The sequence below is a fragment of the Pararhizobium sp. LjRoot235 genome (genome assembly GCF_964254145.1).
Taxonomy (GTDB): domain Bacteria; phylum Pseudomonadota; class Alphaproteobacteria; order Rhizobiales; family Rhizobiaceae; genus Pararhizobium.
Genome location: NZ_CAXUSP020000001.1, coordinates 723,834 through 737,042, shown reverse-complemented (window position 1 = coordinate 737,042; position 13,209 = coordinate 723,834). Strand labels below are relative to the sequence as shown.

The window sequence follows — 13,209 nt, the reverse complement described above, 5'->3', positions numbered from 1 at the left end:
TTGAGGGTCGTCGGGGTCATCGCTGCGGCACCGGAAAGAGCGGAGCCGCGCGGCGGTGCGGGGTCAGCTTGTATTCGAGCAGCGCCATGGCCTGCAGGATCAGGAAATTCAGGATGAGATAGATGGCGGCGGCGCAGAGGAACACTTCCATCGTGCGGTAGGTCTGCGAAATCAGCCGCTGGGCGACACCGGTGACTTCCCAGACTGTGACGAGGCTCGCAAGCGCCGTCGATTTCACCATCATTACCACTTCCGTCGAATAGGCCGGCAGCGCGTGGCGAAACGCGATCGGCGCCAGGATACGGCGCGTCAGCAGAAAGCCGGACATGCCAACCGAGCGGGCCGCCTCGATCTCCTTGGCCGGAATGGCGCGCAGGCCGAAGCGGAAGATTTCGGCCGTATACCCTGCCGTGCAGAGCGCCAGGGACAGCACCGCGCAGACGAAGGGTTCGCGCAGTGCCGGCCAGAGGAAGCTGTAGCGGATGAAGCCGAACTGCCCGAGGCCGTAGAAGATCAGGAACATCTGGATCAACAGCGGCGAGCCGCGGAAGATAAAGATATAGCTCTTGGCAAACTTGCGGGCGATCGCATTGCCGCTCACCCGCATCCAGACGATGACGAGGGCCAGCAGACCGCCGAAAAAGACAGAGAGAACAAACAACGCCAGCGTCATCGGCAGCGCGGCCAGCAGCGTTTGCATGGTCTCGAACATGAAGGCGATATCCATCGCGCGTCTCCTTGATCAGGCCTGGCCGAGGCTGGTCGGCATGCTGCGATTGGCGCGCTTTTCGGCGCTGGTGAAGAGGCGGTCCGAGAAGCTCGTCAGGATCAGGTAGAGACAGCCGCCGACGATGAAGAACAGGAAGTGCTGGCGCGTCGAACCGGCGGCGACCTGGCTGGTTCGCATGAGATCTGCAAGCCCGGTCACCGAGACGAGCGCCGAATCCTTGAGGCTGAGCTGCCAGACATTGCCGATGCCGGGAATGGCAAAACGGAACACCTGCGGACCGATAATGCGGCGGAAGCGCAAACTCCGGTTCATGCCAATGGCTTGCGCCGCCTCGAGCTCGCCCTTTGGGATGGCGAGAAAAGCACCGCGGAAAACCTCGGCCTGATAGGCGCCGGAGATGATGCCGACGGCGAGCGCGCCGGCCGCAAAGGACGGAAGGCCGAGAAAGCCCTCAAAGCCCATGGCTGTACCGATGGCGGTCACTGCACTCGATCCGCCGAAATAGACGAGATAGATGATCAGCAACTCGGGAACGCCGCGAAAAACGGTGGTATAGGTGCCGCCAAGTGTTCGCGATATCTTGCTGCCCGACAGCTTGGCCCAGGCGACCAGCGCGCCGAGGATGGCGCCGATCAACAGCGCAACGGCGGTGACGCAAAGCGTCATCAACGCTGCTACCAGAAGCAACCCGCCCCAGCCGGTGGGGCCAAATCCGATCAATTGAAATAATGCCATGCCGCAGGCGTCCCGTCGTTTCCGGCAAAGCCGGCTTCCCGATCGTCAGGGTGGATTTGGAAGGCCGCGCCTCGACAAGGGCAGCCCGCCGCAGCAAGTGTGCCCGCCACAAGCAAAATAGCAAGCGGCGGGCAAACTTGGGATCAGGGGGTAACGTCGGTCTTGAACCACTTCATCGACAAGGTCTTGACCGTGCCGTCGGCAAGTGCTGCCTCGATGGCCTTGTTGAACATGTCGCGCAGGTCGGTGTCAGCCTGGCGGATGCCGAGGCCCTCGCCGCTGCCGAAGATCGTGCCGCCGAGTTCAGGACCAGTGAAGGCGAGCGTGCCATTGGCCTTCTCGAAGGCGGAGATCAGATAGACGGCGTCGTCGAAGACGAGATCGATACGGCCGGTTTCGAGATCGAGGTCGCGCTCGGCGCCGGTCTTGTACTCGCGCACGGTGGCAACATCGCCGAAATTGTCATAGATGAACTTGGAATAGACGGTCGCGGCTTGGATGCCGATCGTTTTGCCGGCAAAGGCTGCCTTCATCGCCTCGACTTCCTTGATGCCGGTCGCGCCCGGATCGAGCTTGACGACGGTGCCGGTGCCGGCGGCATTTGCCAGCGGACCATCCTTCAGCGTCGCGAAGGCGGCGTGGGTATGAGCGTAGGGAATGGTGAAGTCGATGATTTTCTTACGCTCATCGGTGATCGACAGCGCGTCCATGATCACGTCAAACTTGCCGGCATTGAGCGCCGGGATCATGCCGTCCCAGTCGGAAGCGACGAGATTGCACTCGACCTTCATGTGATCGCAGAGATATTTGGCAAGCTCCGGCTCGAAGCCGCCGAGCGTTCCGTCGGGATTGGTCAGGTTCCAGGGCGCATAAGCGCCTTCGAGCGTTACGGTGACCGTCTTCCAGTCCTTGGCCTGAGCCAGCGGAGCGGCAAGCGCTGCGAATGCGATGGCGCTAGCCATCAGAAATTTGGATAGGTTCATATTCAGGTTCCTCTGAGGTTTGTCTTCAAACAACATCCGCCGATCTTGCGCCGGCTTTACAAATGCAGTGTTGGATGGTGAGCCTTGGAAAATGACCCTGAACATCCATGTTGTATATGGTACCATATGCAAATTTTTATGGTATGCAAGAGGGCGCCGCATCTGGATGCAAATTTAGTTTCGCCCAAGGAATGAGCATATGAAACGCAGCAACGAGCAGACCGCTCAACTGAAGTGGGACAGCGGCGACAATGACGGCGCACCGCTTTATGCCGGCGTCAAGCAAATGATCCTCGACCGGATCCAGAGTGGCGAATGGCCGCCCAAACACCGCGTCCCCTCGGAGAACGAGCTGGTCGCCGAACTGGGCGTCAGCAAGATGACCGCCAACCGGGCGCTGCGCGAACTGGCAAGCGAGGGCGAACTGGTGCGCATCCAGGGCGTCGGCTCCTTTGTTGCCGAACGCAAGGGCTATTCAGAACTATTCGAAGTGCGCAACATTGCCGAGGAGATCGACGAGCGAGGCCATGTGCATCAGGCTTCGGTGATCGTTTTGGCGCAGGAGAAAGCAGCACCGGACGTAGCCGACGCGCTCGGCCTGTCGATCGGCGCACCGGTGTTTCATTCGCTGATCGTGCACAGCGAAAACGGCGTTCCGGTGCAGATCGAGGACCGTTTCGTCAATCCCGAAGCCGCACCCGGCTACCTCGACCAGGATTTCACCAAACAGACGCCGAACGCCTACCTGACCGCCGAGGCGCCCTTGAGCGGCTCAGAGCACATCGTTGAAGCAGCCATGCCGCAGCCCTGGGAATGCAAGCTTCTGGTGATCCTGCGCACCGAGCCCTGCCTGCTCATCCGCCGGCGCACCTGGTCGTCCAAGCGCGTCGTCTCCTTTGCCCGGCTCGTCTATCCCGGCAATCGGTATCGGCTGGAATCGCGCAGCGGAAAAACGACCGACGACTGATTAATCGCCAAAACACTGAAGACGTTGTATATGGAACTCGATCGACGGATGTGATCAACGGTCTTGAGCGACCGGTCCCGGCCAGAATTCCAGCGCCATGTCGATGACCCGATAAAGTGCCGGCCGATCCGCACCCGACGCAGCCTGAATGGCCGTTCCTTGCGAGATCGTCATGATATAGCGGGCAAGATCATGGGGCTCGTGGCCGGGCGGCAGATCACCTTCCGCTGCAGCGCGCTCGAACCGCTTGGCCAATTCCCGCTCGCCGCGATGACGGTTCTCGATCAGGCACTTCTGGATTTCGGCTGCAGCCTCGCTGCAGGCGAGCGCACCGTTGATGCCCATGCATCCGCTCGGGTCCTTTTCCGCCGTCTGCGCATCGGCAAAGCCATGCAAGATCTTTTCCGCGACAACGCGGGCCCGGGGGTCCTCGAGCGCCCTGTGAAAAAAGGCCATTTTTGTGCGCTCGTAGCGCTCAAGCGCCTTCAGGAATAGCCCCTCCTTATTGCCGAAGACGCCGTAGAGGCTCGGCTTGGTGATGCCCATTCCCTCGGTCAGATCGGCGAGAGACGTGCCTTCGTAGCCCTTCCGCCAAAACAACTCCATCGCCGTTTCAAGGGCTTCATCGACGTCGAACTCTCTTGGCCGTCCCACGGGGCGGGCCCTCCCGATTTTTTTATACCGATCGGTAAGCTATTCCATTGACAGTGACCGGTTCTAAAACATATTTCTATACCGACCGGTATTGAACGTCAATGCAACCCTCACCCAAATCCCTCGCTTCCCACGAAGGATGACGGCAGCCCCCATCTAGGGCCAGACATTCAGGATAGCGCCATGTCTTTCGGAACTTTTAGAAATAGACTTTTTATAACGGGCCTCGTCCTTGCGGCAGCAACCATTGCACCGACGATCGTCTTCGAACTGCAGGGCAGCCCGTCCGGCACCGGCAATGCGGCCGACGCAACGGCCTCCGCGCCGGTCGCCGTTCCTGTCTCTGTCGCCATCGTTGAGGCAAAACCCGTGACCCAATGGAGCGAATTCTCCGGCCGGCTGGAGGCGATCGATCACGTCGAATTGCGTTCACGCGTCGCCGGCGCGATCCAGTCCGTTCATTTCCAGGAAGGCGCGATCGTCGCGAAGGGCGACCTGCTCGTCACCATCGACCCGGCCCCCTATCAGGCAGAAGTCGCCCGCGCCAAGGCAAGCGTAACCGCAGCCGAGGCCCGGGCTTCCCTGGCGCGCACCGAACTGAAGCGTGGCAAGCAACTGCTTGCCTCCAATGCCGTATCGCAAAGCGACTACGACCAGCGCCTGAATGGTGAGGCAAGTGCCGAGGCTGATCTGGAAGCCGCCCGCGCCGTGCTGCAATCGGCCGAGCTCAATCTGAGCTATACGGAAATCCGCGCCCCGATCGCCGGCCGTGTCGGCAAGATCGAGATCACCGCCGGCAACCTCATCGCCGCCGGTCCGTCCTCGCCGATCCTTACGCGGCTGGTGTCGCTGAGCCCGATCTATGCGAGCTTCGAGGCAGATGAACAGATCGTCTCCGGTATCCTTGCCGAACTGCCGGAGGGCGTGAATGCCCGCAACTTCCTCGATCGCGTTCCGGTGCGCATGGATGTCGCCGGTCGCCCGGATATCAAGGGCAAGCTCCAGCTCGTCGACAACAGCGTCGATCCGCAAAGCGGCACCATCCGGGTGCGGGCGGTGTTCGACAATGCCAATGGCGCTCTGATGCCGGGACAATTTGCCCGGCTGAGCATGGGCCAGGCGAAGACGGAAGACGCCGTACTCGTTCATGAACGGGCGATCGGCACCGACCAGAACAAGAAATACGTGATGGTCGTCAAGCCCGACAACACCACCGAATACCGCGAAATCACCGTCGGCGCGAAATCCGACGGCCTGCGGGTGGTGACATCAGGTCTGAAGGCTGAGGAACGCATCGTCGTCAACGGCCTGCAGCGCGTTCGCCCCGGCTCGCTCGTCGCACCCGAAATGGTCTCGATGAGTGCCGGCGCGAACACAGCGTTGCAGGCCTCCATCGCACAGTAAGCCGTTACCGGCACTTAAGAACAAGGGCGATCGCGCCATGAATATCTCCAGATTCTTCATCGATCGCCCGGTCTTCGCGGGCGTTCTCTCCTTCCTCATCTTCCTCGGCGGCCTGATCGCCATGACGATCCTGCCGATCTCGGAATATCCCGATGTCGTGCCGCCGTCCGTCGTGGTGCGCGCCAATTATCCCGGCGCCAACCCCAAGGTGATCGCCGAAACGGTGGCAACGCCGCTGGAGGAATCGATCAACGGCGTCCAGGACATGCTCTATATGAGCAGCCAGGCGACCACGGACGGCCTGATGACGCTGACCGTCACCTTCAAGCTCGGCACCGATCCGGACCAGGCACAGCAGCTCGTGCAGAACCGTGTCAGCCAGGCCGAGCCGCGCCTGCCGGAAGAGGTGCGCCGCCTTGGCGTCACCACCGTCAAGAGCTCGCCCGACCTGATGATGGTCGTGCACCTGACCTCCCCCGAAGGCCGCTACGACATGACCTATCTGCGCAACTACGCGCTGATCAACGTCAAGGACAGGCTCGCCCGCATCGACGGCGTCGGACAGGTGCAACTGTTCGGTTCCGGCGATTATTCGATGCGCATCTGGCTCGACCCGCAGAAGATGGCCGAACTCGGCCTTTCAGCTTCCGACGTCGTCAACGAAATCCGCGCCCAGAACATCCAGGCCGCCGCCGGCGTCATCGGTTCCTCGCCCAATCTCGAGGGCGTCGACCTGCAATTGTCCGTCAACGCGCAGGGGCGGCTGCAAAGCGAGGAAGAGTTCGGCGAGATCATCATCAAGACGAGCCCGACGGGAGCGATCACGCGATTGCGCGATGTCGCCCGCATCGAGCTTGGCTCGGCCGAATACTCGCTGCGCTCGCTGCTCAACAACAAGCAGGCCGTTGCCGTTCCCGTTTTCCAGGCCCCTGGGTCGAACGCGATCGAGATCGCCGACCAGGTTCGCACCGTGATGAAAGACATCAAGGCGACAATGCCGCAGGATGTCGATTACGAGATCGTCTACGACACGACGCAATTCGTGCGCGCCTCGATCGAGGCGGTCATTCACACGCTGCTCGAAGCCATCGCCCTCGTCGTCATCGTCGTCATCATCTTCCTGCAGACATGGCGTGCCTCGATCATCCCGCTGATCGCCGTTCCCGTATCGATCGTCGGCACCTTCGCGATGATGCAGCTCTTCGGGTTCTCGATTAACGCGCTCAGCCTGTTTGGGCTGGTGCTTGCCATCGGTATCGTCGTCGACGACGCGATCGTCGTCGTCGAGAACGTCGAGCGAAACATCGAAAACGGCCTTGCCCCGCGCGAAGCGACCTACCGGGCGATGTCGGAAGTCTCCGGCCCGATCATCGCGATCGCGCTGGTTCTGGTCGCCGTCTTCGTGCCGCTGGCCTTCATCTCCGGCCTCACCGGCCAGTTCTACAAGCAGTTCGCCCTGACGATCGCCATTTCGACGGTTATCTCAGCCTTCAACTCGCTCACCCTGTCGCCGGCCCTCGCCGCTCTTCTGCTGCGTGGACATGATGCGCCGAAAGACCGTCTGACCCGGATCATGGATTTCCTGTTCGGCTGGTTCTTCCGCGGCTTTAATGCGGTCTTCACGCGCGGTGCGAATGGCTATAGCGCCGGCGTCAAGGGCGTGATCTCGCGCAAGACGCTGATGATGGGTGTCTATCTGCTCCTCATCGGCGCGACCGTCTTCTTCTTCAAGGCCGTGCCGGGCGGTTTCGTGCCGCCGCAGGACAAGCAGTATCTCGTCGGCTTCACCCAGCTTCCGGACGGCGCTTCGCTCGACCGGACGGAGGATGTCATCCGCCGCATCAGCGACATAGCGCTCAAGGTGCCCGGCGTCGAAGACGCCATCGCCTTCCCCGGCCTGTCGATCAACGGCTTCACCAACTCGTCCAATGCCGGCATCGTCTTCCTTTCGCTGAAACCCTTCGAAGAGCGCACGACTCCAGATCTTTCGGCCGGCGCAATTGCCGCGCGGCTGAACCAGGAACTCTCGGTCATCCAGGATTCCTTCAGCGCCATCTTCCCGCCACCGCCCGTCCAGGGTCTCGGCGCGATCGGCGGCTTCAAGCTGCAATTGGAGGACAAGGCGGGGCTCGGATACGAGGCTCTCGATACAGCCGTAAAGGGCTTCATGGCCAAGGCCTATACCACGCCCGAACTGGTTGGCATGTTCTCGAGCTACCAGGTCAACGTTCCGCAGCTCTATGCCGACGTTGATCGCGCCAAGGCCCGGCAGCTGAACGTGCCGCTGACGGAGATCTTCAACACGCTGCAGATCTATCTGGGCTCGGTCTACGTCAACGACTTCAACAAGTTCGGCCGGACCTATTCCGTCCGTGTCCAGGCCGATGCCGCCTACCGCGCCCAGGCCGAAGACATCGGCAAGCTGCAGGTCCGCTCGAACTCCGGTGAGATGATCCCGCTGTCGGCAGTGTTGAACGTCAGTTCCAGTGCCGGGCCGGAACGCGCCATGCGTTACAACGGCTTCCTCTCTGCCGATATCAACGGCAACACGGCACCCGGCTACTCCTCCGGGCAGGCCCGCGCCGCCGTCGAACGCATCGCGGCGGAGACCCTGCCCGCAGGCGTCAGCTTCGAATGGACGGAACTGACCTATCAGGAGATCATTGCCGGCAATACCGGCGTGCTGATCTTCCCGCTGTCGATCCTGCTCGTCTTCCTTGTGCTGGCAGCGCAATATGAAAGCCTGTCGCTGCCACTATCGATCATCATGATCATCCCGATGGCGCTGCTCGCCGCCCTTGCCGGCGTCTGGCTGACGGCGGGCGACAACAATGTCTTCACCCAGATCGGCCTGATCGTGCTGGTGGGACTGTCGGCGAAGAACGCCATCCTGATCGTCGAATTCGCGCGTGAATTGGAGTTCGAGGGAGCCAAGCCTTTCGATGCGGTGATCAAGGCCAGCCGGCTTCGCCTGCGCCCGATCCTGATGACCTCCATGGCTTTCATCATGGGCGTCGTGCCGCTGGTGACCTCCACCGGCGCCGGTGCGGAGATGCGCCACGCCATGGGGGTCGCAGTGTTCTCCGGCATGATCGGGGTGACGCTGTTCGGCCTGTTCCTGACGCCGGTGTTCTACGTCATCGTCCGCGCGCTTTCCGGCAACAGGCCGCTGAAGAAGACCGGGCCGCATGTGGCTCCCGCCGAGACGCCCGCCACCGTGACGCAATTGCACGCACAGCCGACGTTGCCGGGGCTGGAAGCGGCGGAATAAGCCGGGAGAAAAACCTCGCCATCATGAAAAACGGCGCCGACATCGTGCGGCGCCGCTTCTTTTTGTCGCCATGTAAGCTCGAACCTTCGACATCGACCGGAAACAGGTCAGGGCTTTGAACGCCCGCACAACCGCCGAAGGTCGCCGAACGTCACCAAGGATCGCGACTTCCGCCTTCCCGGTGCGATCAGATGATGGAATTGTCGACGATCACCAGAGGTTTCCCTTGCGAGCAGGCTTCAAGCCGCGCCTCGACCCGGTAGATGTCACGCAGCATGCCTTCCGTGATGACATCGGCCGTCAGCCCGCTTGCGGCCATCTTTCCGTCGGCGATGACGATCGTGTTGTCGCAATAGCGAAGCGCATGGTTGAGATCGTGCAGCGCGATCAGCACCGCCATGCCCGATCGGGCTGCCAGCGCCTTCATGAAACCCAGCACCTCAATCTGGCGAAACAGATCGAGAGCCGAGGTCGGCTCGTCCATCAGCAGAATCTCCGGCTTGCGCACGAGTGCCTGGGCAATCGACACCAGTTGGCGCTGGCCACCGGAGAGCTCGCCGAGGCCGCGAAAGGCGAGATCGTCGATCCGGAGTGCCTGCAGGACATGGTCGATATCCGTGAGATCCCGGTCGTGAACCTTCCAGCCGGATCCCTGCTTGGCTGCCAGCAAAATCGATTCATAGACCGTCAGGACCGCATTGGCACCGGTGTCCTGCGGCATGTAGCAGATCGTTTCCGGCCCCTTGTCGGTATCGCTGAGATACACAGTCCCCGGCCCGGACGTGAGGCCCGCGATACGCTTGAAAAGCGTGGATTTGCCGGCCGCGTTGGGGCCGATCACGGCGGTGATGACGCCACCGGCGAGCACGTCGGTATCGACGCCGGACAGGACGACATGCTTGCCGTACTTCGCGCCAAGCCCCTTCAGAGCGAGACTTACCATGACCGCCTCCGGTTGCTGAAAATGAGTACGAAGAAGAAGGGAACCCCCACAAGCGCGGTGATGACGCCGATCGGCAGAATGGCGCCGGGAATGATCGTTTTCGACACGACCGAGGTCACAGACAACAGCAGAGCACCACAGACAAGCGAGGCCGGAAGAAAGAAACGCTGATCCTCGCCGACCAGCATGCGCGCAATATGCGGCCCGACCAGGCCGATGAATCCGATGGTGCCGACGAAGGAGACCGGGATCGCGGCGAGAAGACTGACCAGCATCATGGTTTCGAGGCGAAGCCCGCGCACGTTGATGCCGAAGCTCGCTGCCTTGTCGTCGCCGAGCCGCAGCGCCGTCAGCGCCCAGGCGCGACGGGCAAACAGCGGAACGGCAAAGACGAGTATGGCAGCGGTCACCCAGACCTTGACCCAGGTCGCCTTGGTGAGACTGCCCATGGTCCAGAAGACGACGGCAGCCAGTGCCTGCTCCGAGGCGAGATATTCCAGCAGTGAGAGCAGCGCATTGAAGGTGAAGACAAGGGCGATACCGAGAAGAACGATGGTCTCGACAGTGACACCGCGCATGGTTGAGGCGAAATGGATGAACAGCGCTGCGATCATAGCCATCAGGAAGGCGTTGATCGGTACCATGTAATGGACGGCGACCGGGAAGATCACCACTCCACCGACAAGCCCCAGCGCCGCACCGAAACTTGCAGCCGCCGAGATGCCGAGCGTGAAAGGGCTCGCCAGGGGATTGGCGAGGATCGTCTGCATCTGCGCGCCGGCGACCGAAAGCGAAGCACCGACCGTGACCGCCATCAGCGCGATCGGCATACGGATATCCCAGATAACGACACGCAACTGGTCATCGACCGAGGCCGGCTGAAACAGTGCCTTCAGAACATCCGAAAGCGCGTAATTTGCCGGTCCGAGCGCCATATCCACCGCGACGCTGAGGAACAGCGCCGTAACAAGACACAGGATCAAGACCATGCGGCGAAAGGCAAGGGCGCGGTAGCGCCCGCCGCCGGCTTCTTCAATGGATTCAGCCAGGGCCAGCGTCATCACATGTCTCCCGCTTCAACAGAGACGAAATAGCCCGTGCGATAGATGACCGGCAGGAACTTCTGATGGAAGTCCCTGAATGTTTCCTCCGGATCGAGATCGGCGAAAAGCTCAGGGTGGAACCATTTGGCGAATTGCTGGATCGCGACGAAATCATAAGGATTGCCGTAGAACTGGTGCCAGACTGCGTGGACCTGGTTCTGCTTGACTGCCTTCAAGCCCGGGAAAGCGGGCCGCTGCATGAGATCGGCAAGTTTCTGGCGCGCCGCCTCCGGATCGGCCCCCGGTCCGACATTGACGAACTGCTTGATATCGGACTCCGCCGCCCAGTTGGCGCCGGTCACGATGACATGGTCCGGGTTCGCCACAACGAGCTGTTCCGGATTGAGATCGCCGAACGTTCCGGTAGTCACGTCGGAACCGATATTGTGGCCGCCGCCAAGCTCGACCATCCGGCCGAAATTGACCGGGCCGAATGTGCGGCAGCAGGCGACATCGCCGGAAATGCCCGGCGAGCGTTCGATGAAGACCTTCGGAAAGGCGGGCTTGGCCGCGGCAAGCCGGTCCGTCACCCGGGCAATCTGCGCCCGGCGATAGTCGGTCAGGGCCTTGGCTTTTTCCTCCGCGCCAAAAATCTCGCCGAGCAGGGCAATGCTGTTTTCGGTGTTCTTCTCCGGATCGACGCGGAAATCGAGATAGACGACGGCAATGCCGGCTGCTGCAGCCTTCTCGACGAGAGAGGCCTCCTCGGCCGCCTTCACCGATTCCAGATTGAGCGTCAATAGATCCGGCTTGAGCGCGATTGCGGCTTCCAGATTGAAGGTGCCGTTGCCGACATAACCGAAGCGCGGCAGTTTCTCGATGTCGGGGAAGCGGTCGCGATAGCTCACATAGGTGTCCGCGTCCTTCTTAACGAGATCGTCACGCCAGCCGACAATCGTTTCAAAGGTCTTGTCGCCTTTCAGCGCCGCGATCACATGAACTTGCCGGGCTTCGCCCAGGAGGACACGTTTCGCCGGCAGGTCAAGCTCGACCTTGCGGCCGGTGACGTCGGTAATGACGGTCTTTTCGGCCACAGCCGGCCCGGCGACAAGCGCAAAAAGACCTGTGAGGGCAAGGATCGCGAATTTGAGCGTTTTCATTGTCGGGTCCTTCGAAAAGCAATTTGGCCAAACGACACCGGGGCGGAAAGCCCGCCCCGTGCCGGTCTGTCCTTCCGATCAGCCTGCAACCGCGAGCGAGGCGAAGTACCCAGGCTTGTAGTCGACGGGCAGGAAGCGCTCGTGCAGTTCCTTGAAGGTGGCGTCCGGATCAAGATCCTTGAACAGCTCCGGATGCAGCCACTTGGCGATCTGCTGCACGGCGACGAACTGGTAGGGGTTGTTGTAGAACTGGTGCCAGATGGCGTGGACATTGTTGTCCTTGACGGCCTTGACGCCGGTGAACGCAGGGCGCTGCATCAGGTTGGCAAGCTTGTGAACCGATTCCTTCGGATCCGCGCCCGGGCCGACGCCGACCCAGTTGCCGCCGGGCACATAGAGTTCCCAGTTGGCGCCGGTGACGATGATCTGGTCCGGATTGGAGGCGATGATCTGCTCGGGATTGACCGTGCCGAACGTGCCCGGAATGATGTCCTTGGCCATGTTGACGCCGCCGGCAAGCTCGACCATCTTGCCGAAATTCTCACTGCCGAATGACATGCAGCAATCGTCGGAATAGCCGCCCGCGCGCTCCATGAAAACCAGCGGTTTCTTCGCATCGGCCTTGGCGAGCACGTCAGTGACGCGGGCAATCTGCTCGGCGCGGAATGAGATGAATTCCTCGGCCTTATCCAGCTTGCCGAACAGCGCGCCGATGACACGCATGCTGGTCTCGGTGTTTTCCATCGGCTTCTCGCGGAAGTCGACATAGACGAGCGGGATGCCGACCTTGCCGAGCTTTTCGATATAGCCGGCCTCTTCGGTCGCCGTCTTGGCATCGATGTTCATGATGATGATGTCGGGCTTCAGGGCGACGGCCTGCTCGATGTCGAATGTGCCGTCCTTCATGCCGCCAAAGGTCGGCAGCTTGTCCATTTCCGGAAACTTGGCGAGATATTCGTTGTAGCCGTCGAGATCGGCCTTCTTGAAATCGTCGCGCCAGCCAACAACGCGGCTGAACGGCGCGTCGGTATCGAGAGCGGCAACGAAATATATCTGCCGGCCTTCGCCGAGAATGACGTGCTCGACGGGCACGCTGACTTCGACGTCGCGACCGGTCACGTCCTTGATGGTGACTTTCTCACCGGCAAAGGACGTGCTGGAAAAAAGCGCGCAGAAACCCACAGCGGCCAAGGCCACCCTACCGAACACATTCATTGCCATCACTCCATCGGGGAAACTGCGGGGCTTTTAATATTTCATGATATTGACAGTCAAGTTTTATCTTTTAGAAAGATTCCAGGAAGTTACGAAACTGGCAC

11 protein-coding genes are annotated in these 13,209 nt (G+C 61.1%); 3 read left to right on the top strand and 8 right to left on the bottom strand.

Features of this window, described 5'->3' with window-relative positions:
• Positions 1-16: 16 nt before the first annotated feature.
• From ACSQ2Z_RS03430 to ACSQ2Z_RS03420, 3 genes are all read right to left on the bottom strand, one after another.
• Positions 17-727, bottom strand: coding sequence for an ABC transporter permease (locus ACSQ2Z_RS03430; protein ID WP_436079918.1), 711 nt, complete (start codon positions 725-727; stop codon positions 17-19).
• A gap of 15 nt (positions 728-742) precedes the next feature.
• On the bottom strand, positions 743-1,465 hold the full coding sequence (locus ACSQ2Z_RS03425; RefSeq protein ID WP_436079917.1) for an ABC transporter permease: 723 nt from the start codon (positions 1,463-1,465) through the stop codon (positions 743-745).
• 143 nt (positions 1,466-1,608) lie between these two features.
• On the bottom strand, positions 1,609-2,448 hold the full coding sequence (locus tag ACSQ2Z_RS03420) for a transporter substrate-binding domain-containing protein (protein WP_436079916.1): 840 nt from the start codon (positions 2,446-2,448) through the stop codon (positions 1,609-1,611).
• A gap of 199 nt (positions 2,449-2,647) precedes the next feature.
• Here ACSQ2Z_RS03420 and hutC point away from each other — a divergent pair, with 199 nt between their 5' ends.
• Positions 2,648-3,415: a histidine utilization repressor gene (gene hutC / locus ACSQ2Z_RS03415; RefSeq protein WP_436079915.1), complete on the top strand. Its 768-nt coding sequence runs from the start codon at positions 2,648-2,650 to the stop codon at positions 3,413-3,415.
• Positions 3,416-3,469: 54 nt separating this feature from the next.
• Here hutC and ACSQ2Z_RS03410 read toward each other — a convergent pair whose 3' ends face one another.
• A complete protein-coding gene (locus ACSQ2Z_RS03410) occupies positions 3,470-4,069 on the bottom strand; it encodes a TetR/AcrR family transcriptional regulator (protein ID WP_436079914.1) in 600 nt (199 codons plus the stop codon).
• A 183-nt stretch (positions 4,070-4,252) separates the two neighbouring features.
• On the opposite strand from ACSQ2Z_RS03410, the gene ACSQ2Z_RS03405 reads away from it, so the two are divergent.
• Positions 4,253-5,473, top strand: a complete 1,221-nt coding sequence (locus ACSQ2Z_RS03405) for an efflux RND transporter periplasmic adaptor subunit (RefSeq protein ID WP_436079913.1) — start codon at positions 4,253-4,255, stop codon at positions 5,471-5,473.
• A gap of 37 nt (positions 5,474-5,510) precedes the next feature.
• Positions 5,511-8,744 (top strand): efflux RND transporter permease subunit, encoded by a 3,234-nt coding sequence (locus ACSQ2Z_RS03400; RefSeq protein ID WP_436079912.1) that lies wholly within the window; start codon positions 5,511-5,513, stop codon positions 8,742-8,744.
• Between the two features lie 187 nt (positions 8,745-8,931).
• On the opposite strand, the gene ACSQ2Z_RS03395 is transcribed toward ACSQ2Z_RS03400, so the two are convergent.
• From ACSQ2Z_RS03395 to ACSQ2Z_RS03380, 4 genes are all read right to left on the bottom strand, one after another.
• Positions 8,932-9,687 carry an ABC transporter ATP-binding protein gene (locus ACSQ2Z_RS03395; protein ID WP_436079911.1) on the bottom strand — a complete coding sequence of 252 codons (756 nt, stop codon included), beginning with the start codon at positions 9,685-9,687 and terminating at the stop codon, positions 8,932-8,934.
• The gene (locus ACSQ2Z_RS03390) at positions 9,681-10,748 is read right to left on the bottom strand and encodes a FecCD family ABC transporter permease (RefSeq protein WP_436079910.1); all 1,068 of its coding nucleotides are present in this window, start codon (positions 10,746-10,748) and stop codon (positions 9,681-9,683) included. Before ACSQ2Z_RS03390 ends, ACSQ2Z_RS03395 begins: the two co-directional genes overlap by 7 nt.
• Positions 10,748-11,890 (bottom strand): ABC transporter substrate-binding protein, encoded by a 1,143-nt coding sequence (locus ACSQ2Z_RS03385; RefSeq protein WP_436079909.1) that lies wholly within the window; start codon positions 11,888-11,890, stop codon positions 10,748-10,750. The genes ACSQ2Z_RS03390 and ACSQ2Z_RS03385 overlap by 1 nt, the downstream gene beginning before the upstream one ends.
• Positions 11,891-11,968: 78 nt before the next feature.
• Positions 11,969-13,105, bottom strand: coding sequence for an ABC transporter substrate-binding protein (locus ACSQ2Z_RS03380; protein ID WP_436079908.1), 1,137 nt, complete (start codon positions 13,103-13,105; stop codon positions 11,969-11,971).
• Positions 13,106-13,209 lie beyond the last annotated feature (104 nt).